Source organism: Microcoleus sp. CAWBG27, from assembly GCF_020883145.1.
GTDB lineage: Bacteria > Cyanobacteriota > Cyanobacteriia > Cyanobacteriales > Microcoleaceae > Microcoleus.
In genome coordinates, this window is record NZ_JAHREU010000037.1 from 32,376 (window position 1) to 54,170 (window position 21,795).

The 21,795-nt window shown below is 46.9% G+C and carries 17 protein-coding genes and 1 tRNA gene; 8 read left to right on the forward strand and 10 right to left on the reverse strand.

From position 1 onward, the window contains the following. Nucleotides 1-998 precede the first annotated feature (998 nt). The 6 genes from QZ938_RS19945 to QZ938_RS19970 all read left to right on the forward strand — a co-directional run bounded on the left by QZ938_RS19945 (nucleotide 999) and on the right by QZ938_RS19970 (nucleotide 8,072). The gene (locus tag QZ938_RS19945) at nucleotides 999-2,222 is read left to right on the forward strand and encodes an SPOR domain-containing protein (RefSeq protein WP_293352931.1); all 1,224 of its coding nucleotides are present in this window, start codon (nucleotides 999-1,001) and stop codon (nucleotides 2,220-2,222) included. Between the two features lie 624 nt (nucleotides 2,223-2,846). Next, nucleotides 2,847-3,551, forward strand: coding sequence for a PspA/IM30 family protein (locus tag QZ938_RS19950; RefSeq protein ID WP_293146802.1), 705 nt, complete (start codon nucleotides 2,847-2,849; stop codon nucleotides 3,549-3,551). A 300-nt stretch (nucleotides 3,552-3,851) separates the two neighbouring features. Further along, on the forward strand, nucleotides 3,852-4,640 hold the full coding sequence (locus QZ938_RS19955; RefSeq protein ID WP_293352933.1) for a PspA/IM30 family protein: 789 nt from the start codon (nucleotides 3,852-3,854) through the stop codon (nucleotides 4,638-4,640). 402 nt (nucleotides 4,641-5,042) lie between these two features. Further along, nucleotides 5,043-6,191: a ShlB/FhaC/HecB family hemolysin secretion/activation protein gene (locus QZ938_RS19960; protein ID WP_293146804.1), complete on the forward strand. Its 1,149-nt coding sequence runs from the start codon at nucleotides 5,043-5,045 to the stop codon at nucleotides 6,189-6,191. A 596-nt stretch (nucleotides 6,192-6,787) separates the two neighbouring features. Further along, on the forward strand, nucleotides 6,788-7,399 hold the full coding sequence (locus QZ938_RS19965; protein WP_293336644.1) for a Uma2 family endonuclease: 612 nt from the start codon (nucleotides 6,788-6,790) through the stop codon (nucleotides 7,397-7,399). 64 nt (nucleotides 7,400-7,463) lie between these two features. Further along, nucleotides 7,464-8,072 (forward strand): Uma2 family endonuclease, encoded by a 609-nt coding sequence (locus tag QZ938_RS19970; protein ID WP_293146806.1) that lies wholly within the window; start codon nucleotides 7,464-7,466, stop codon nucleotides 8,070-8,072. On the opposite strand, the gene QZ938_RS19975 is transcribed toward QZ938_RS19970, so the two are convergent. The 9 genes from QZ938_RS19975 to QZ938_RS20015 all read right to left on the reverse strand — a co-directional run bounded on the left by QZ938_RS19975 (nucleotide 8,067) and on the right by QZ938_RS20015 (nucleotide 18,262). Further along, entirely contained in the window at nucleotides 8,067-8,231 is a 165-nt protein-coding gene (locus tag QZ938_RS19975) for a hypothetical protein (protein ID WP_293146807.1), read from the reverse strand. The genes QZ938_RS19970 and QZ938_RS19975 overlap by 6 nt on opposite strands. Nucleotides 8,232-8,380: 149 nt before the next feature. Beyond that, on the reverse strand, nucleotides 8,381-9,457 hold the full coding sequence (gene fba / locus QZ938_RS19980; protein WP_293146808.1) for a class II fructose-bisphosphate aldolase: 1,077 nt from the start codon (nucleotides 9,455-9,457) through the stop codon (nucleotides 8,381-8,383). A 241-nt stretch (nucleotides 9,458-9,698) separates the two neighbouring features. Further along, nucleotides 9,699-9,770, reverse strand: a tRNA-Lys gene (locus tag QZ938_RS19985). A gap of 67 nt (nucleotides 9,771-9,837) precedes the next feature. Next, nucleotides 9,838-10,737, reverse strand: coding sequence for an aldose epimerase (locus QZ938_RS19990; RefSeq protein ID WP_293146809.1), 900 nt, complete (start codon nucleotides 10,735-10,737; stop codon nucleotides 9,838-9,840). Nucleotides 10,738-10,794: 57 nt separating this feature from the next. Further along, nucleotides 10,795-12,090, reverse strand: a complete 1,296-nt coding sequence (locus QZ938_RS19995; RefSeq protein WP_293146810.1) for a transposase — start codon at nucleotides 12,088-12,090, stop codon at nucleotides 10,795-10,797. Nucleotides 12,091-12,287: 197 nt separating this feature from the next. Beyond that, nucleotides 12,288-14,369, reverse strand: a complete 2,082-nt coding sequence (locus tag QZ938_RS20000) for a CapA family protein (protein WP_293146811.1) — start codon at nucleotides 14,367-14,369, stop codon at nucleotides 12,288-12,290. Between the two features lie 271 nt (nucleotides 14,370-14,640). Continuing rightward, nucleotides 14,641-15,795 (reverse strand): transposase, encoded by a 1,155-nt coding sequence (locus QZ938_RS20005; protein WP_293146812.1) that lies wholly within the window; start codon nucleotides 15,793-15,795, stop codon nucleotides 14,641-14,643. 274 nt (nucleotides 15,796-16,069) lie between these two features. Then, on the reverse strand, nucleotides 16,070-16,849 hold the full coding sequence (gene panB / locus QZ938_RS20010) for a 3-methyl-2-oxobutanoate hydroxymethyltransferase (RefSeq protein ID WP_293146876.1): 780 nt from the start codon (nucleotides 16,847-16,849) through the stop codon (nucleotides 16,070-16,072). Nucleotides 16,850-17,227: 378 nt separating this feature from the next. After that, nucleotides 17,228-18,262, reverse strand: a complete 1,035-nt coding sequence (locus QZ938_RS20015; protein ID WP_293352935.1) for a Gfo/Idh/MocA family oxidoreductase — start codon at nucleotides 18,260-18,262, stop codon at nucleotides 17,228-17,230. A 164-nt stretch (nucleotides 18,263-18,426) separates the two neighbouring features. Between QZ938_RS20015 and QZ938_RS20020 the strand changes: the two genes are divergently transcribed. Then, nucleotides 18,427-18,681 carry a hypothetical protein gene (locus QZ938_RS20020; protein ID WP_293146814.1) on the forward strand — a complete coding sequence of 85 codons (255 nt, stop codon included), beginning with the start codon at nucleotides 18,427-18,429 and terminating at the stop codon, nucleotides 18,679-18,681. A gap of 241 nt (nucleotides 18,682-18,922) precedes the next feature. Continuing rightward, complete coding sequence (locus tag QZ938_RS20025; protein WP_293129326.1) at nucleotides 18,923-19,222, forward strand: ferredoxin; 300 nt, start codon at nucleotides 18,923-18,925, stop codon at nucleotides 19,220-19,222. 679 nt (nucleotides 19,223-19,901) lie between these two features. On the opposite strand, the gene QZ938_RS20030 is transcribed toward QZ938_RS20025, so the two are convergent. After that, on the reverse strand, nucleotides 19,902-21,557 hold the full coding sequence (locus QZ938_RS20030; RefSeq protein WP_293352937.1) for a SpoIID/LytB domain-containing protein: 1,656 nt from the start codon (nucleotides 21,555-21,557) through the stop codon (nucleotides 19,902-19,904). Nucleotides 21,558-21,795 lie beyond the last annotated feature (238 nt).

The window sequence follows — 21,795 nt, forward strand, 5'->3', positions numbered from 1 at the left end:
GAGCTAGGAGGTTTTAGAGCATCCCAGCCCTTATCCTGTCTGGGTTATAGCGATCCCCGAAGCACAATCAACCTTAATGATTTATTTATAATCTTGTTATATATAGAAACAATCACCTGAGTCCTTCCTCATTTTGTAGCGAAAAAGACAGGTTAAAAGTTTATAAAGGGTCAGGGATCAAGCAAAAGAACAAATACGGAACGACTATGAGATCTTCTAAATAAACGGTTGCTCCCATGCCAAAATCTGCTGAGAGTCTGTTCAACAGTTGACAGTTGACCGCTTGACAGTTGACCGTTGACCGTTCGAGAGCTACCTCTACCCTTCAGTCCGAGGATTGGAGTAATGAATAGTCTGATTTTAATTTCTCCCTCGAAGGCGGGCGGGCTTTCAACCAATTCTTTCTGGTAAGCAGGCTCCGGGACACAGCAAGAATTAAGTTGTCAAACGAAAATGAAAACAGAGCAAATGGCGATCGACACTTGGGGCCTAAAGGCAGCAGTTGCCTTGACACCAAAAGCAGCTAATCCTAGAATAAGCAAGTTTTAAAGCTTCTTGTTGATAAAAAAAGTTCGGCAAGCGGAAAACGAGCGAGTCTTTATACCGCTCGATGAAAGCGGCACGGGCGGTTTGAACCGCCGTGAATCTTTCTTGATTTTTAAAATTTTTAGCAGTGCAAAAAGGGCTTTTGCCGTTACACTCTATTGTTGGGATGGATACACAGGTGTAAACCTGGGAAGCAAATGCCTACCATATATTCAAGGTACGCGGGGACTCCACGGAACCAAGGGCTAAGCCCCTTAAACGCTTGAGGAGCTTGCTGAAAGGCAAGGATAGCAGCCCACCATTTTTTGGCAAGAGGATTGCGCCCAAGAACCCTAGTAATAGGGATATTAAGAACGAAATTTCTTAAGAATCTCAGTCGCCAAGAGCGCTGAGAGTGTCAACTTTAGAATCAAAACATTAAAATCAATTCAGAGGCGGTAGGAGTTTTGCTAATGAGTAAGCGTTCTTCAGTGGAATCCCCAAGTCAATCCTCATCAACCCCAATCAAACCTGCTTTGCAAGCTGTCCTGGGGTGTTTGGATGTCAACCTGGAAGCAGAACTGACAACATACAGAAGACACAGGCGGCGCGCCGAACAGTGGGTGTCGCCATCAGTTCGCAGCGGCCAGCCAACAGCCACAACCGAGCCACAAAAAAGCCAAAACCTACCGCAGGCTGCGGAGGAAGCCCAGCAACCGCTGTCGCTGCCCCTATCCCTTGGCGGCGTCCAGGGCGATTCCCCGCTAGCAACTACCCTGGGTGGGACAAAAATATCTAGCAATACCTTTGCACCCAACAATTATCTCGAATCCAGCGAAAAACTGATCGAGAGTTTGGACGCAGCAAAAGCTGAGCCTGCGGAAGAACGGAGTTTGGCCGCGAGTCTGTTAACTCCCTTGGGACTGAGTTCGATGTTGCTGTTTCTGTTGTCGTGCACAGCTTTGGGTTACGCAGTGATGCACCCGTCAAGTCTGGTTAAAATGACAGGTTTGAACCGTTTTCTCGATCGTACAAGCACAACCCCCTCTACTAACGAAAGTCCGGCAGCTACAACCATAGATAGCAGCAGCAAGGAACTGCCGAAAGCTCCAAATTTGGCATCCAAAGAATTTGTCGAGCTAGATTTGAACACTCTCAGCAACGTCAATCCCACAACCAGCCCCATTGCTTCCCCATCGCCCAAAGCATCAATCCCCCCCAATCCGCCAGCACCTCCTGCCCCCATCGGCGCTGTCCCAATTCCGACAGAAGACGGCAACCCGGCCAGAGGTAGGGAACAAGGACTCAACAATATCAGTACCGCTTTGCTTCCCAGCCCCAGCCCCAGCGCCGCCCAGACAGTCCCGACACTGCCGACACTGCCTCCCACACCCTCTCCAGTCCAGCCAGCAGCAGCCCCGACAGCAGCAGCCCCGACAGCCACAGCAGCCCCGGCCGCAGCAGCCCCGCTAGGAAGACCGACACGGGCTAGCGACGGCTTTTATTACGTTGTCACCGATTACACCAATGAAAAAGCGCTGCAACAAGCCAGAACCGCAGTTCCCGATGCCTACGTGCGGAACTTCTCAAAGGGTGTCAAAATTCAAATGGGGGCTTTGAACGATTCTGCCTCAGCAGAACGTTTGGCAAAGGAACTCCAAGCAAAAGGGGTGAAGCCGCAATACTATCAGCCCTAAACTCGGCAAACGATCGAAAACTTCAACTAAATTGTTAGACAAAGCCAGAGGATGATGAATGTTTTGTCTAACACAAAATTTTCTTTACTCAGACAAGTTTCTAGACAGAATGCAACTCTAGGCGCCCGATCCAAACCTTGCGCTGACGAGTAAATCGATTTTAGATTTTAAATTTTAAATTTGAGATTTGCTGGCAGCGCAGTGAATCTGGGAGATTTAACTCTTAGGATCGCAAATTAAATAATTTACATAAGGAAAGTGGGATGGGCCCAAAGAGCCCGTCATGAAAAGACGGGCTCTTTGGGCCCATCCCACAAGAACCATCAATTTGTAAGTTATTTAATTCTCATTCCTTAGTCTAAAATTTGGGAATCGACCCTGACGCTCGCGTTGGGGGCTTGTACCTATTTTTGGGATGGTCATATCATGTGCCGTCGATTACCATAACAAAAACGGTTTGTAGTGCGGACTTCAGTCGGCAAAAAGCTGCGGACTAAAGTCCACACTACGAACTAATCTTACTGTGGTTAATCGATCGCACACAAGATCGATCGAAAATGGCAAATAATAGTATTAATTTTCAGTCCTAAATCTAAAATTTAAGAAAATCGGGAGATAGGTAAAATGGGATTATTCGATCGCCTGTGGCGAGTGATTCGAGCCAATATTAACAGTTTGGTCGGAGCGGCCGAAGATCCAGAAAAAATTCTGGAACAAGCTGTAATGGATATGCAGGAAGATTTAATCCAGCTCAGACAAGCCGTAGCAGGAGCCATTGCCGCTCAAAAACGCACCGAACGCCAGTGTTCCCAAGCTGAGTCCACAGCAACAGAATGGTACCAGCGGGCACAGCTAGCTTTGCAAAAAGGCGAGGAAAATTTAGCGCGGGAAGCTCTGACGCGCAAGAAATCCTATCAAGAAACGGCAACGGCGATGAAAGCCAGTCTCGGACAGCAAAACGCTGTGGTTACTCAACTTAAAGAAAATATGCGATCGCTCGAAAGTAAAATTTCCGAGGCAAAATCAAAAAAAGATATGTACATTGCCCGAGCTCGATCGGCCGCATCCTCGGAAAGGCTGCAAGAAATGATGGGAAATCTCAGTACCGGCAGTGCTTTGAGTGCTTTTGAAAAAATGGAAGAGAAAGTCATGCAGCTAGAAGCTCGCTCCGAAGCCATCGCAGAACTTGGAACAAACGATTTAGAAAAGAAGTTTCTCTCTCTCGAAGCTGCTGGCGATGTCGATGCTGAGTTGGCGGCGATGAAAACACAAATGCTTCCGGGCAAGAATACACCAAAATTGCCGTCGGGCGAGCCACCCACATCCTAAACCCCACTCAACACAACAATAGTTGGGATAATTGGCCAAACTTCTCAACTATGCAGCTAGAGATGGCCAACCAGCATATTGGGGAATTCCCGGATCGAAGTTAAACTCAATATATAGGTGCATCAATTAGCTTGGCTGCACCACTGACTCGATCGCTTTAAACTGTATTTATATGTTTGCCAAATTGCCAAAAGCTCGATCGCACTAAAAATCTGACCAACTGAGTCTCACCATCGCGGGCTAACGCTATCAGCCTGCTTTGGGCCTACTTCGTACACCTCACCCAGGAAAAATAGCATTATGGGATTATTTGACCGCATTAGCCGAGTCGTCAGAGCCAATCTTAACGATATGGTCAACAAAGCTGAAGACCCGGAAAAGATTTTAGAACAATCCGTTACCGATATGCAGGAAGACTTGGTGCAGTTGCGTCAAGCCGTTGCCAGCGCGATCGCCACCCAAAAGCGCACCCAGACTCAGTACAATCAAGCTGAATCCCAGTCTAACCAGTGGCAGCAGCGCGCTCAACTCGCCCTGCAAAAAGGAGACGAGACTTTAGCCCGCGAAGCTCTAGTACGCAAAAAGTCTCACGCTGAAACGGCTGCTACGCTGAAAGCGAGTCTGGAACAGCAATCGGGTCAAGTGGAAAGCCTCAAACGCAACTTGATCGGTTTGGAGAGCAAGATTTCCGAAGCCAAGACTAAGAAGGATATGCTCAAGGCGAGGATTTCTGCTGCTAAGGCTCAGGAACAGCTCAACAATACCATTGGCACCTTGAATACTGGCAGTTCAATGGCAGCTTTCGATCGCATGGAAGAAAAAGTTTTGCAGATAGAAGCCCGGGCGGGAGCTTCCGCAGAGCTGGCGGCTGGCGGGAGCAATTTAGAGGAACAGTTCCGCTTGCTTGAAAGTGGTGGCGATGTTGACGACGAGTTAGCTCAGATGAAGGCTCAACTGAGCGGAGGTTCTGTGTCTCAAGGTCAATTGCCGGCTGCGGGTAAAACTGCTGCGGCTCCTAGTAGCTCGGAGTCGAGTCCGGTGATTGACGCGGAGTTGGAAGAATTGCGATCGCAGCTCAATAAAATGTAGTAATTTCTATCACAATTCACCGATTTCTCAGATAACCCCGCCCAACAATGGGTACCAGCCCCCGACCCTCGTTTAGGGTCGAGTTCAAAATTTTAGACTAAGGTTCAAGCTCCCAAATTGCATGAGAGAGTAAATCTAAAATCTAAAATCTAAAATCCAAAATCTAAAATCGACTGACAACTTTGATAGAATGCTCCGCCTACCTACAGCGCTAGCTTGGGGAAGTCGGAGCTTTTTCATAGATTTTTGAGCTCACCACAAAAAACATTTTTTGTCAAGTATATTTATCTTTAATTTAACGACTTAAGTCTTAAACAAAAGTGATAAAGTTACTTTAATCTTTGCAATTGCGCCGGCAAATCCTGCTCGTAAGTGTAAATAACTATCAATTATTGTTAATCAATGATGGCCCTACCACATTCCAGAGGGTTTTGTAAAATCAAGTTTTTTAGCGCAATAGCACTTGGTTGTTCAATTACAGCTATTTGCTTCGCATCGTCAGCAGCTCAAAGTGTTGGCGATCCGATCGTTACTGGTGAATCAGGCGGGCGATCGCCCTTTGTTAATAACAATTTACAGTCTCAATTAAAACTTAATCCAGAAACAGCAGACTATCGCGATCGACTTTCTGGCGATTTATACTCAGGTTCAGAATTAGATAGCAGTAAAGAGCCAGAAACCGACATCCCGGAATTTGCCGCAGCAGCGCCAAGTCAGGAACCTGAAACTCTCGCCCAATTGCCCAACCGAGGAGACAACCGACAAGAAATTCCGATTCCCAATCCTGTACTGCCAAATTCGACTCACCTCCCAGAACCCGCGCCAAGAACGCCCCTACCTCCGATAGAACAGCTTTTGCTACCCGTCCCCGTACCGAGACGGACTGAAGAATTGCCGAATATTCCGGGTACGATAACGGTCGATCGATTTGAAGTAGTTGGCAGTACCGTCTTTAGCAAACAAGAATTAGATGCTGCACTCAAAAACTTTGTAGTCCGCCCGCTGACTTTCGCCGAACTACTATCGCCCGGGGCGGATGCTCGCGGTAAAACTCGGGTTTCGGCGCTGAGACTGTTGGAGGATTTTACTCAGCGGGGAGAGAGGGATGTCTTGGTGGCGCGATCGCACTTCAATCTGGGAGTCTCAGCATTTGGTGCTACCGCGAGCAACAGCGAGCCTGACGGTCAATTTTTGACGTGGCGGGGTCAATTGCAGTACGTGCGGTTGTTGGCTCCCCAGACGCTGCTGGTTGTGAGATCCCAGGCGCAGTTGGCTGGGGGTGAGCTTTTGCCGATCGAACAATTTGGTTTGGGCGGCCCGGATACAGTGCGGGGCTACCGTCAGGATGCTTTGGTGGCGGATAGCGGACTTTTTGCTTCCGCCGAGTTGCGGTATCCGATTTTGCGTACCGGGGACAAAAAAGGTATTTTGCAGGTGACGCCGTTTGTGGATGCTGGCAATGTTTGGAATAGCGGGGGAAGGGTGGCTCTGGAAGCAAATACTCTGCTATCAGCGGGATTAGGCTTGCGGTGGCAGTACGGCGAGAGGTAGAATTCTCGGTTCGGCTGGGGCATTCCTTTGATTGGCATCAAATCGGGCGAGAGGAGTTGGCAAGAGCGCGGGCTGTATTTTTTCGTAGAATTCAAACCTTTTTAGGAAAATAGCCGTTCTGCCCTTAGCGGAACTGAGTAATTTGGCTATATAGTAATAAGTATCATTTGGCACTCATCTTTAGGTGCCAAGAGTGCATTTTACTGAAATTTTTTACATTAAACTATGTCTAAGGTGCGGTTGCTGGTTTTAAGTTCTTTTGCTTCCGGTTTTGGTTTTTGCTCAATCATTTTGGCGATGTTTACGATGATTTATGCGCTGTCGTTTACGTCTTTTTTTGTATTTGTTTTAACCTTGGTATTCTTTGGCATAAATATGGTGTTTGCTTTGCATTATTACACATCAATCACTAAGCAGTTGAGCGTGAAAGGTAAAAGTAAAGCTAGAATTTAGGGCTTGTGAAGCAGCAACAGACAAAAGCATGGAGAGTCCTTGATAGAATTTGAAGCTAATCCAGAAAAACGCCTCTGGGTTAGGACAATTATCTAGCTGTAAGTCATAATTATTGTAGGTCTAATTATTTAGGAGGTGCGATCGTGGTCATTGCTCAAACCAACCCGCCAAACCTTGCTTCAGATGCAACAAAGACTAGCTTCACTCCTGATGAATACCGGGCGATGGAGGAAACCGCCGAAGAACATCACGAATATTGTAACGGAGAGATTATTGCTATGCCAGGAGGTTCACCCGCTCACAGCCGTATTGCCGTAGACACTACGACTTTTCTGAATGTGGCTCTCCGAGACACCAATTTTCAAACCTATAACGGCGATTTACGAATTTGGATTCCTAGCTTCAATCACGGAACTTATGCCGATGTTATGGTAATTGATGGAGAACCGGAATTCCATGGATCTCGCACGGATGAAATTCTCAATCCTTTACTGATTGTCGAGGTTCTTTCGCCGTCTACCGAAGCCTACGATCGAGGTGAAAAGTTCCGAAAATATCGCTCTCTTCCTAGTTTCTGTGAATATCTGCTGGTTAGTCAAGCTGAACCATATATTGAACAATATCACAACCTCGATCGCCCGTCGGGCGATCGCTGGCAATGGCAAGTGTACGATGGGATGGAAAAGGCGATCGTCCTCCACAGCTTAAATATAGAACTGCCGATGGCCCAAGTCTACCGCCGGATTAGTCTTTAAGGGCGATTTTTTCAAGTTTGAAATGAATTATATTTAACTAGAAATATAAATTTAGGAGAAAGCTATGGTTACTCTAATTCAACATCCAGGGCAAAACCAACTTGAAACCCCACCGGAACAAAAAATCTGGACAGATGCCGAATTCATGGCACTCAACCGAGATGGACACCGCTATGAACTTGTAAATGGAGAACTAATTGATATGGGAAACTCGGGTGCAAAACACGGTTATGTTTGTAGCATTTTGATGATTTTGCTTGGTGGCTATGTCCGCCTTCAAAAATTAGGTGCTATGTTCGATTCCAGCACTGCTTTTAAGATGAAATCAGGGAATAAGCGATCGCCCGATGTTTCTTTTATGGCAAAAGAACGTTTGCAAGGGCTAGATGACCTCCCCGATGGCTTTCTAGAGGGTGCACCGGATTTGGCTGTAGAAATCCTGTCTCCTAGCAATACAGTCGAAGAAATTCACAACAAACTCGTAGAATATTTCGACAATGGCTCGCGTTTAGTTTGGGTGATTCATCCTAAAGAACAATATGTGTTGGTATATCGATCGGCCCAGGAACCCGATCGCCTGCTGAAGTCTGCCGACTCCCTTGATGGCGAAGATATCGTCCCCGGCTTTACTTTGGCGGTTGCCGAGTTATTTCAAAAGCTTGATTTTTCATAAAAGGGCGATCGCACTCTCGAACATTGCTAATAGTATTAATAATTTGACTTCAGCAGCTAGGAAAATGGATATCATATAGTGTCCGGTCGATTGACCGCGATAATATTCGTTCGTAGTGCGGACTTCAGTCCGCAGAATATTGCGGACTAAAGTCCGCACTACGAACAGTTTTTTGTTATAGTAATCGACCAGACATGATATCCCTTTTAGGGGCTACTCCCCACACACAAAAACCGGGCAACTTCACAGCTACCCGGCAATCTAAACTTTAGACTTCAGATAAATCTAAAATCTTCAACCTCAAATTATTAAACAGCTACAGCCTTCTTAGGAGCGCTCAATTCGCCCTTTGCATACTTAGCTGCAAAATCATCCAAAGACATTTGCTTGATCTTTGTACCGTGACCAGCGCAACCGAAAGAGTTGTAGCGATCGCTACAAACCTTCTGCATATACTTGATCGACGGCTTCAAGAAGTGGCGCGGATCGAATTCATCTGGCTTGGCAAACAAAGCTTCGCGCACCGCAGCGGTAATCGCCAAACGGTTGTCAGTGTCGATGTTGATCTTGCGAACGCCGCACTTGATGCCTTTTTGGATTTCTTCCACAGGTACGCCGTAGGTTTCGCGGATAGTGCCGCCGTTGCTGTTAATGATTTCCAGCAATTCTTGGGGTACAGAAGAAGAACCGTGCATTACCAAGTGAGTATTCGGCAAGCGGCGGTGAATTTCTTCGATGCGGCTGATTGCCAAAATTTCGCCAGTCGGCTTGCGGGTGAATTTGTAAGCGCCGTGGGAAGTGCCAATTGCCACTGCGAGAGCATCAACGCCGGTTTGCTCGACGAAATTAACAGCTTCTTCAGGATCTGTCAGCAATTGATCGTGGGAAAGCGCGCCTTCAAAGCCGTGGCCGTCTTCTGCTTCGCCCATCCCTGTTTCCAGAGAACCCAAGCAACCCAGTTCGCCTTCAACGCTAACGCCGATGGAATGAGCAACTTTTACTACTTCGCGAGTAACTTCAACGTTGTACTCGTAGCTGGCGGGAGTTTTAGCATCCGCTTCCAAAGAACCGTCCATCATCACGCTGGTGAAACCTTGGCGCATGGCAGAATAGCAAGTGCCGGGGGCATTGCCGTGGTCTTGGTGCATGGAAATGGGGATGTGAGGATAGGTTTCAACTGCGGCCAAAATCAAGTGGCGCAGGAAATTTTCTCCAGCGTAGGAACGAGCGCCGCGAGAAGCTTGCAGGATCACAGGGCTGTTGGTTTCGTCAGCAGCGCGCATGATCGCTTGGATTTGCTCCATGTTGTTGACGTTGTAAGCCGGTAGGCCGTAACCATTTTCAGCCGCGTGGTCGAGCAGCAGTCGCATAGGTACAAGCGCCATAGATATTCCTCCTAATTATTTGTGTTTCTGGGCAGTGGATTTTGAACAAGCTCAATTCTTACGATAATCTTAAGACAATTTGTTGCCGATCGCGCATTATGTTTCTAGATTTCAATTTAGGCTCAAAAAATCCACATTGCCCAAAACTAAATTTGGGGCAATCCCGCTGGGCTTGCCCTGAACTCCTGATGAAAGCTAGAATTTATTCTGCTTTCTACTTTTTACGTTCTGTCTGAAAAAATGGGTCGCCCGGGATTTGAACCCGAGACCAATCGGTTAAAAGCCGAATGCTCTACCGCTGAGCTAGCGACCCGCGAAAACATTGTTACCGCACACAATTTCTAATAGTAGCACCCATCATTTCAAATAGCAAGTGTTTTTCAAAAAAAAGTTGCAGTCATGCGAACCAGCATCTCGCAAGTCGCGCCGGGGGGCAAATAAATCAAGTGTTCGCGAGTATTGAGGGCATTTCTAGGAGCCGTCCAAGGTTCCAAACAGTAAAAATCCTTGCCTTTCAAAGTCCAGAAAACCAACTTCCCATAGCTGGAGTTATAACTGACGGTGAGCCGCAAGCCTCGCGTCGGGTCAGTGACAGTAGCAGCAAGACCGGTCAGTTCGTCAAAGGAAACATCTATTTCGTCGAGAGTCGGGTCAAAAACCCCTGTGAAATAACCTTTCTTGTGAGTGTGGTGATCTCTGTACTGCATCCCGGGAATCTCAAAGCGCAGATTTGTCTTGTCGGGAGCTAAAAAGTAAGGATGCAAGCCGCTAGCAAAGGGCATTGGTTCGTCACCAAGATTGGTGTATTCCTGCACAATTTCCAAAGAATTGCCTTTAATTTGATAAGTAAAAGCTAATTGGAAATCAAAGGGATAAACGGTCTGGGTTTTCTCGCTGCTGTTGAGCACTAGAGTAAGAGCCGCACAACCCTCCGTAAATTGTTTTGTCGCCGTCCAAGGCAAGTCGCGAGCAAAGCCGTGCTGTTTGAGCTGCCGCTCCACTCCCTTGTGGGTATAGGTGTCGTCGGGGAGATTGCCACAGATGGGAAACAAGATGGGAATGCCGCCGCGTACAGTTAGATCGGGATTGGCGAACCGTTCCGAGTCCAAGTAAAACATTTCTTTGCCTTCAACCAGCCAGCTAGTGGCAATACCGCCCCGTTCCGGCACAACTTCTAGGGTAGAGTTTGCGGTTTCGTCGGAGAGGATATAGGTTTTGTACTGCTTTTGCTTCAGCGCGATCGCAAACACATTTGTCATTGTTAGTAGGTCGTCGATCATTGGTTGTTAGTAAATCGGTCGTTATTGACACTCCCCGGTCTGAAGACGCGGGGATTCTTAAGGACCAACTTTGGGGGATGAATCCGCCCAAAGTTTAATTCTTAAAGGGTTAGTCAGTAACCCGCTACCCACTCGCTCAGTTATTGAGTCTATGGCTACTTTTGATTTCCTAATGATGTTTGCCGCACCGTTAACATCTGCATTCAGAATTAATTTCTGACCAGAACGGTACAAACCTCGTTTAATTCTTTTACCAGACGGTTGCCAATTGTCGGGTTTTTCACCAACTTTCACGGGCAGTAAGTCTCGGTCCAAGAAGCTGGCTTTTGAGGTGTAGGATTCGTCTTGCTCTACAAATCTCCATCCTTTGAGAGCGCACTCTTGTTGTAGTCTATCTTTGACTTTAGCTGTGGGTATTTGGACAAAGTTTTGATTAGTTACGACCCCCATATTTACTTCTTGCTTAGGTCTTTTATTCCAACCAAAAACTATGACATTGATTTGGTGATTTTCGCAATACCCTATTATGGTTCTAACTGCTTTATTTACCGCGTCTCTCATTCTTCTGGCGCGAGTTTCTGACAACTGTTGCAGTCTTTTTGACGAGAAACCTTTGGGTAACTTGTATTGAGCGTGCGCCGATTGCACTCGCGCTTTTTCCTTATTAAACCACTGGTTCCAAGACTTCAGCTTTCGACCATCAATGATGAAAGGCTTACTATTACTAGAAACACAAGTCAACCAGTTATTGATGCCGTGGTCGATTCCCAAAACCCCTGTTACTTCCAGACTACAACTAGCGGCTTGTTCAGTTAGACTTTCATAGACATACTCAAGCCAGACTTCGCCATTTCTAGGGATTAGCCTGAGTTCTTTAATCTGGCAATCTTTCAGTCTTTCTGGTAAAGTCACCCAGAGCGCATCTTTCCCAAAGTGTTCTTTGCCTTTGGTTCCCAAAGGTAACCTTACCCGATTACCCACTATTTTTAAAGCTTGACCAGGATAGGAAACTTGGTACATCGCCCCTTTAGTTCTGTACTTGGGTAGCCTCGGTTTTTGATTAAGCTCTCCTTTCTTGGCTAACTTTTGTAGGGTTCGGAAAGAGCTAAAGGATTCAGCGACCGATTTTAAAGATTGTTGCGCGACTTGCGAGTAGAGTAACCCGTAATTCTCGTTGCCTTTGGCAATTTTGTACAAATCTGGGTATTTAATTGCACCTTTGTCCTTAAAGTACCGTTGCCGACTTTCGTAAGTCCCGACATTAAACAGATTGTTTGACCACTTCAACAGTTGCTCGACAATGGTTTTGTCGAGTCCTGTTAAATGCCAAACGTCTCTTTGTACTGCGTACATCTTTTTTTACCCTCCTTGATTGATTTTACTAGAATTGGTAAATATTTAACTGGCAGGATAAATCCTGCAATGCCCTTTCATCCCTGGACTAAAGTCGCAGGGTTTTCAGGGTATTTCTTATAATTGGTCGCTGGTAGTTGATTTTCGCCCATCACCACCCTTTGCTCTCCCTGTCTCCTCACTCGGACTCTCACGGGCTAACCCACGTTCGCAGCTATAGGAGGCAGGGCTAGCCGCAGCCCAGAGCGATCGCTGCTTTTGCCGGGAACGACCCTGTTTGTCGGCTGCTCTTTGAGTGCGACTTTGAAAGATACATCGCCAGTTGGGGGAAGATAGCTTTGGGGACTGAGTACCCCTCCCGAACTCGGAGATGGTGGCGAAATAAACGGTTCTTTGATGAATGGTTCTTTGGTAAACGGATCTGGTTCCCGGCTGGGTTTTTCAGGTTTAGTGCGATTGACGCGCGATGGCAAATCTTGACTTCTAGGCGGGTTCGACTCCATAGCAGGCCCTGCCCCGTTCTGGAAAACTGAGGAGTTGTCCGGCTGTTTGGGCAAAGCCGGTACAGCGGGCAAAATCGGAGTAGGTTTGGGTTGTCCTGGGCCTGGCAGATTGGTTTCTCCTGTCAGGGGGACTGGGGAAGCCGACCCGGGCCCGTAGGTACCGCTTTTGGGTGCTCCTGGCAAGGTCGAATTTGGAGTCTTTGGTGCCAATCCGGGGTTGATTGGGGCTTCTAGAACCACAGAAGAGCGCATCGGTCGATCGAATATACTAGAAATTTGTTCGACGCGTTTGAGGATGCGATCGCCTGCTGCTCCATTCACCACTTTCGGCTGAAACTTTTTCACCTCCACAGGCAAAAATTCTACCTTCATATTCCTGTCTTTGAGGGATACTTTCAGGACTGCGGTATCGTAATCGCTGCGAGCATTCCCCCCGAATATAAAATTACCCAACGAGTAAACTATCGGGCGGCCCTTGTAAACTTCGGCACCTTGCAGGACGTGGGGATGGTGTCCCACTACCAAATCTGCACCTTGATCGATCGTGAACCGAGCCAAATCTATCTGCCAGTCCCCCGGATAATCTGCCAATTCGACTCCCCAGTGGTAATTAACAATAATCCAGTCTACCTGACCTTTGAGAGCTCGAATATCCTCTGCCACCCGATTGTTACGCCTGGGGTTGGTGCCAGCCTTACCTTGGTCGGCAGCATGAAGGTCAGCATCGTAATAACCGAGGTACGCGATCCGCTGACCCTTAACCTCAATAATATCTGGACGCCTTGCTTCTTTAAGATCTCTACCGGCTCCCAGATGCCCTATACCAGCATTATTTAGAGTATTTATAGTTTCCACCAGCCCCGGTTCCTCGTAATCCATAGCGTGGCTGTTTGCCAGATTGACAATATCCACTCCTCCTGCTGTTAATACTTTCACCGATTCTGGATCGGCTTTAAAATTTAATTGTTTTTTGCCAGAACCCAAGGTAGAGCGAGTCAGGGGGTTTTCTAGATTAACCATCGACACATCTGCTTGCCGGTACTCGTCCATATTGGCAAAAGCCCAATGGTAATCGTTGCCCCCAGATGCGGAAATCGCATCGGATAGATTCACATTTCCTCCGAACATCAGCGTTACGGTGGGGTCGTAGGGATTAGCAACCTGCTTTTGTTGCACTACAGGTACTAATTCTAAGGCCGCTTGCACAGCATCCGGACGTTTGGGAGGCGGCCCCGACATTACCGCAGCTTGGTGGTAAGCGGAGGCTGGGGACATTAGCCGTAGGGCTACAGCCTCGTGGTAGCTCACCCAACACCCTAATATAAATGATGCCAGTGCCGAGCCCACTAGCAGTAGAGAACGATATGTTTTAAATTTAACCCAATCGACGACTAATAGGGAACGGTAACGCCGCTGGTTGCGGTTTGCTGGAGTCACAATTCGTACTGACTGTTTCCAGAGAATCTCTGGTTCCCCAGCCAAGCGCGCGTGAATTCGCACTCCTTCTACTGCTGGCGAGTTGAGTCTCCAGAGTTGGTGACAAATAAATTTAACTAAGCCTTCGCGGAGAGTGCTCCCCAGTAATGTATTCTCTGGCGCAAATCCGCGTTGGAATTCTACTAGGATTTGGACGCAGCCGGCTTGAGCCTGTTCGACGCGGGCATAAATCCCCTCGGGTCGCAGCAAGCTGTCAATCCAGTAATTCAGGGCCTGAAAGTTGCCCGATCGCGCTAGCTCCAAGATAGACGGCTGCGACCAATTTTCTGCATATACCATCAATTAGCCTCCTTAACACGTTCGAGCGATGACTTCAATTTGTTTTGAACGGAACTACAATTTTTTTAGCTTAACCGCCACTTCGCTGCCCGTTTTGAAGCTAGTTTTTGGTCGCCACCATTTTCTACATTTAGGTGATGCTTGCTGTCAGTGATTTTTATCACATTTTGGGATCTGGATTGTAGATTTTTGATTTTTGATTTGAGATTTGACATTTGAGATCGATTGACATAGTCACCGCCAGATCGAACGTGCGGTGATTCTTGACGCTTCACAGGGGTCTGCTACCTTTGGTAGTCTTACGTCCCCTCTGCGCCCGTTTAGAGTCGTGGCAATGCCCTATCCCGACTTTGTTTATATTTTTAGCTGCATTCTCATCGCGATCGTGTTCAATACCACAATTCAAGCATTGAACCGAGCGGACTTTCAAATCCAACTTTCCCCACTTATATCCGCAATCAGAACAGATTTGACTGGTAGGTTCCCACCGACTAATGACCCTAAATTCCCTGTCCAACCTCTGGGACTTAGCCTCACACAACACCCTAAACTCATACCAGCCTTGTTGGCTAATTGCTCTTGAGAGTTTGCGATTCTTTACCATTCCCGACACATTCAAGTCTTCCAAAACAATTACTTGGTTTTCGTTAACTATCTTGGTTGACAATTGGTGCAAGAAATCTTTACGCAAGTCCGCTATTTGGTTGTGCAGCTTGGCTATTTTAATCCGAGTTTTATCTCTGCGCTTAGAGTTTTTGGGTTGGCGGGCCCCTTTGCGCTGTAATTTACGAACTTTCCGGTCTAACTTTTTATAGTTAGGACTTTCGGCTTTTTCTCCATTACTCATTACTGCAAAGGTTTTGATTCCTAAATCAATACCGACGCTTTGATTTTTAGCATCGACTTGAACTGGTTCAATCTCTACAACAAAGCTAAGAAAATAGCGGTTAGCGCCATCCTTGATAATCGTTACTGAGCTGGGTTTTGATGGTAGTTCCCTGGACCATATGGGCTTAACAATTCCAATTTTGGCTAAATAAACACCCTCTCCTTTAATTGAGAACCCTCCGCGCGTTAACCTTGCCGATTGGCTGTTTATACGCTTTTTGAACTTAGGATAGCCAACTTTGCGCCCCTTTCTTTTTCCTTTCCAGAACTCAAAGAAGTTCTTAAATGCTGTCTCTAAATCGGCTATTGACTGTTGCAAAGGGATATTAGAAACTTCACTTAACCAAGCTCTTTCTTCAGTCTTTTTTGCCTGAGTGATTACTATTTTCTGAATTTCAGCCGATTTGGGCTTCTTTTCGGACTGCTTACAAAGTGCAAGTGCATCATTCCAAACTACACGAACACAACCAAATAACTGAGCTAGGCTCTGTTTTTGTTGGCTGGTCGGATAAAATCTGTATTGATACCTTGCTTTCATTTTTCCTGTTATTTACTTTTACTTACTCTATCATACTATGACTTGCTGATAGAATTAGGAATAATTAAAGCCGTCCTATAAGGACGGGGCTTGTGTCCCATTAATCTTGGTCAAGGGATAATTGAAGTTGAGATTTTCCAATTTTAGCGGTAATTGCGGGCGATCGCGCTCTGTAAAACAGATGCTGCTAGGGGCGCGAACTCGTACAAGGCGAGTCAACAACCCGCTAAGTAGTATTCAATCTGCTGGCAAGGGAGTCAGTTCGATTTATGTTTTACAATTCGGGAAATTTTCGTTCTCTAACTTCTAGGGAATAATCTTGGACAGCTTGGGTAATTGTCGATCGCAAATTGACGTAAGCTTTGGCAAAAGGCGGTTGTTTTTCGGAAAGTCCCAACAAATCGGAAGTAACCAAAACTTGTCCGTCGCAGTGCGGCCCGGCGCCGATACCAATGGTGGGAATAGTTAATTTTTCGGTAATTTGAGCCGCTAAGTCTGGGGGAATGTGCTCTAGGACGATCGCAAAGGCACCTGCTTCTTGAAGTGCGATCGACTCTGCTAGGATGCGATCGGCAGATTCGGCTGTTTTGCCTTGTTTTTTGTAACCGAGTTGGTGTACCGACTGGGGAGTTAAACCAACGTGACCCATCACCGGAATCCCGGCGGATGTTAGCTGCGAAACGGTGGCCGCCATTGCTGGATATCCGCCCTCCAATTTTACAGCTTGAGCGCCAGTTTCTTTCAAAACTCTCCCGGCCGAGTGCATGGCTTGCTGGGGACTTTCCTGGTAAGTCAAAAACGGCAAATCCACAACAACTAATGCTTGCTTGACGCCGCGACGGACTGCTTTAGCGTGGTGCAGTATTTCATCGAGGGTTAGCGGTAGCGTAGTTTCGTAGCCCAATATTGGCATGGCGAGGGAATCGCCGACTAGGATGATGTCAGTGCCTGCTTGGTCGAGTAGTTGGGCGATCGCGTAATCATAACCGGTCAGCGCCACAATTCGACGCCCTTGCTGTTTCCACTGAATCAGTTGATGTGTAGTTACTGCCATTTTATTGCAAAAATATCTGGCCTTTTTTAGATAGATTAGGTACTCATGGGGATCGGGCATCGGGAATCGGGCATAGCGCATCGGGAATCGGGCATAGCGCATCGGGAATCGGGCATAACGCATACCTTACTTTTTTGAGAACCGCTATATGTCTGGTAATGGCTAATGGCTAATGGGAGGAAAGCTTTTGAACCGCAAGCTTTTCGGTGATTGCCGATTACCTTTTTTCATTACCTATTCCTCAAGCTTACCAGGAAAAATTGGTTGAAAGCCCGCCCGCCCGATCGGGAGAAATTTAAAACAGACGATTCATTACTCAAATCCTCGGACTTCCAGGTAGAGGTCAACTGTCAACTGTCAACTGTCAACTAAATGAACTCATCTTTCGATCGAACTGCTATATGAATTGTCGATCGCCAATTTTTGCCTAGTTTCGCTCGATCGCCTCGCAGCATCCGCTAATTTCAAAGCGTACAAACTACTGGTATTCTTGACGTACAACGGCGTACCATTTAACAAACAGTCTAACACCATATCCGTATCCTTAGCAAACAAACCGCGCCGCGTTCCTACTGCGATCGCCTGCCGATTTTCTCCCTGAATCAATTGACCGGATTCGGGAGTGAAAATCAGGGTTCCGGCTTCTCCGTAGATAGTAAAAATGTTTTCCGACTGCCAAAAAGTCTCTCCTTTTCCATAAACAGCTTCAGCGACAACGCCATTGGTAAAGCGCAACTGTGCGTTGCACAAACAAGCTTTGTAGAAATCCGGCTGAGTCTCCCAAAATTGAGTTTGACAGTTAACGGTTCCGACTTCTCCGAACAAATCAGTAAATCGGTGCAGTCGAGAAATTGCCCCGATTAAGGGAAAGCCAAATAGGGAATGCTGAAAAGTCCAGCGCTGCGGTACGGTACGCTGAGGGGTAATAGTAATGTAGCGGGCATAAAAAACTTTACCGATTAATGGTAAGGATTCTTTGATTGCTTGATGCAAACCGCCTAACAGTTCGATGTGTTCGATGTGGAGGAGTTTTTGCTTTTGGGCGGCAAGGGCGATCGCCCTTTCGGCCTCAGACACATCTAAAGATAGAGGATATTCGACCACAACGTGCTTGTCATTTTCCAACGCCGCCAGGACGATCGCCCCATGATCGCGGTTCACAGTACATACAATTACCAAATCTAAATCGTCTCTTTCTACCAGCTTGCGCCAAGAAACCGCAGCCTCGGCGCCGAATGTTTGACAAAATGCTGCGGTTTTATCTGGGTTGTGGCCCGCGACTGCTACCAAGTTCGATCGGGCGTCAGCTACCAACGTCTCGGCCCTCAACTTAGCCGCAAAACCAGTACCCACAATCCCCACGCGAATAGGGGAATTTACTGCAAAACCAATGCCAGTATTAATTTGAGTCATAGGATTTTAGATTTTAGATTTTAGATTTTAGATTTTAGTAGAGTTAAAGACTTGCGCCCAAGTCTGGTGCGGTATGTCGCAACCGCCACCTAAAAGCGCGGACATAAATAATCTCATGAACAAAGCCGATACCCGTTAAGCATAAATGGTTTGATGCCCGTACTGTGCAACGGTCAACTGTGGAACCCTTCAACTTCGCTGACTGTCAACTGTGGAACCCTTCAACTTCGCTGACTGTCAACTGTCAACTGTCAACTGTCAACTGTCAACTGACAAGACTGTCAACTGTCCAAGGCTGGGGGGACAAATTCCAGCAAGTCTGGCTGAAAGTCGATGACACACCGCATACCAAAAATCGGATTTTTTGGTTGTCGGGTTCAAAACAGGATTTTTTTCCGCAACCGGGTTATTTGGCGTAAGTCTTGCGGCAACAGTATCACAAGGCTGAACCCAACATAGGTATAAGTAATTAAGATGAAATTAGAAAAAGTTATAACTAATCCCATTCAAATCTTTTGTAAATAAGTGTTGCAACCTCCCTTCTTTCCCCTACTATCATAAAGGGAACGAACCTAAGAGCTAACCTTAAAGCTAATAGAGCCTTGAAGTTTGCATTAGGAAAACTTATCAATATTGTTGAATTTTTGAGAGGATTAGTGCATGGCAACTTACAAAGTTACCCTCATCAGCGAAGCCGAAGGAATCAACCAGACCATTGACGTTGATGACGATACTTACATTCTTGATGCTGCCGAAGAAGCAGGACTCGACCTCCCGTATTCTTGCCGCGCTGGAGCTTGCTCCACCTGCGCTGGCAAAATTACTGCTGGCGAAATTGACCAATCTGACCAATCTTTCTTGGATGACGACCAAATCGAGGCCGGATTTGTTCTGACCTGCGTCGCTTATCCTAAGTCTGATTGTACGATCGAAACTCACCAAGAAGAATCTCTCTACTAAGAAAGGATTCACAGGCGCGGTGCGCTAATTGACCCGGTTTCTTGTTTTCGTAATTGAGCTGTTTGGGCTTAATTACGTTAAGAGACTGGGTTTTTGTATTGAAAGACGGCGATAAAGATCGGACGTGCGGTTGAAATCGCGTCTATACAAAAAATGTCCGCAGCAGACGGCGGTTAGAAACCGCGTCTATACAAACGATGTCCGCAGCAGACGGCGGTTAGAAACCGCGTCTATACAAACGATGTCCGCAGCAGACGGCGGTTAGAAACCGCGTCTATACAAACGATGTCCGCAGCAGACGGCGGTTAGAAACCGCGTCTATACAAACGATGTCCGCCGGACGCCGACTCAAGAAATCCGCAGCAGACGGCGGTTAGAAACCGCGTCTATACAAACGATGTCCGCAGCAGACGGCGGTTGAAACCGCGTCTATACAAACGATGTCCGCCGGACGCGGACTCAAGAAATCCGCAGCAGACGGCGGTTAGAAACCGCGTCTATACAAACGATGTCCGCAGCAGACGGCGGTTGAAACCGCGTCTATACAAACGATGTCCGCCGGACGCCGACTCAAGAAAGAAGATAAGGTAAATTTAACCGGCCACTCTTCAACCCGCGGAGGCGGGTTTTGTTTGTGTAGACGCGGTTTCAACCGCCGAATCTTATGCCGAATCTGATGCTATTCCCGCCAAAATGTAATGGAATCGTTGAGGGGCACAACTTGAGCGCCGGGAAAATAAAAACTCAGAATACGATCGCCACTCCAGCCCAAATTAGCTAAATTGTAAGAACCGGTTTGACTCATTCCCACGCCGTGTCCGAAACCGCCTCCGACAAAAGCATAACCGTTGAGAGTTTTGTCTGGATTGTAAATTGGATCGAGGTAAAACAGCGTGCTAATCGGCGGGAAAAAAGCATTGCGAATCTCATCTTTATCGATATCGATGGGGCCCAAATTAGTTTGTACCTTCATCTGCAAAACTCTACCAGCAGCCGACCTTTCCACCACTTCAACTTTTGTGAGAGTTTTAAAATTAGCCAGCGGGTGCTTTTTCTTCTGAAGATACTGTTTGAGAAACCCACCAATCGATGTCAGTGAAGCTTCTTCGCGCCAGCGGAAGGTGTCTTCTTTTTCCTCATTAAACCCTGCTTTCAGAGTCATAAAGCGGCGGAAGTTGGTTTCGTCAGACAAGCTCTGCTTTGTCAAGTCCCAGAGGTTCTTGGGGGAATCGACGATCGATCGCAAATATGGACGTTCCGGGCCGTGCCACACATCGCCAAAAGTCGCTGTCACACCGCCGCTAGATGCGGAATAGAGCGCGTCTACGAGCTGATTTTCGTAAGTTAGGACTAAACCTGCTGTTTGGGCGATCGCGCGATCGCTCTGCGGGAAAACCTCCGTCAAACCTTTATAAACTTGACAGTTAACATCAGCGCACAACTCGTAATTATCGACAGCAAATCGGCGCAAATTTCTGAGGGCGTAAGTTCTCGCCAAAATAGTTTGAGCGACAATCGAAGCGTAGGGCGCAAAAGCTCCAATTTCGTGAGGAACAACACCGCGCAAATAAGTTTCAGTCGGCACATTATTGACTAAAGTATAAGTGCCGTAAGAATTTTTTTGCAAGTGCAAACTGCCACCGTAACGGCGAGTTTGTTGAATAGCTTTTTCTGGATCGGTAGCTGTCGCCTCTTGAGTAGTTTGTTCCAATACCTCAATTACATTTTTACCAGCCGTGACATCCAACTCATTGCGGTTGAAACGAAAGCCATTTAACAGCCAAAACGTTTGAGGTATTTGTTTAAAAACTTTCGTATCTAAAAAAGCCGTTTTGTTACCTTGAGCTTGCAAACTTTGCAACAGCCAGCGCCGCACCAAAGGAGAATTATAAGTATCTCTTTTCGCCCAAACTTGCCAGCGCAAAGGTTGAGCAATTTCCACATCAATACCCTTAGCACGCCACTGATTGGCGCTATCTTCTGCACTCTCAAAACTGCGGTGGGAGCTCAGAACAACTCGTTCTTCTACTAATGGCGCTTCCAGAGGTTTATTGGCGATTTCTAGTTTGATGCTGGCGGTAGTTTTGGTTTCTGTGCCTTGGGGAGTTTTGTAACTTAATGTTAAGCTGTCACCGGGTAAAGCTTTCAGCGTTAGTTTATCGGTAGGTTTAGTACCAAAGCGCTGCACTACGCCGATTTTGATGACTCTATTTTGGGGAGTTTGGGCGTATCCAGCAGCGTTGGAAAGGGGCAACAGGCACAAGGCGCTGAAAACAGTGCTAGAAATGCAGCTAAACCATTTGTAATTGGGAGTTTGAGGTGCTTGAGCGAACACGGTTGTCTATCTCCCGATAGTTGAAATTTGGGGATTTGCGATCGTTACGTTAGCACATTTGGCTGCTGGTACAGCGGAATTGCCAAAGATATGCCAGTCGTATGGTGTGGATCCTGCGATAAATCCCTAAAAAAGAGCGACTTTTCGAGTAGCGACGCACCTTGCAAAATAGTTGTGTCCTCAGAAACCTGGTTTCTGCGTAGATTTATCGCTACTAAACACAAAATTCCGTAGAAAC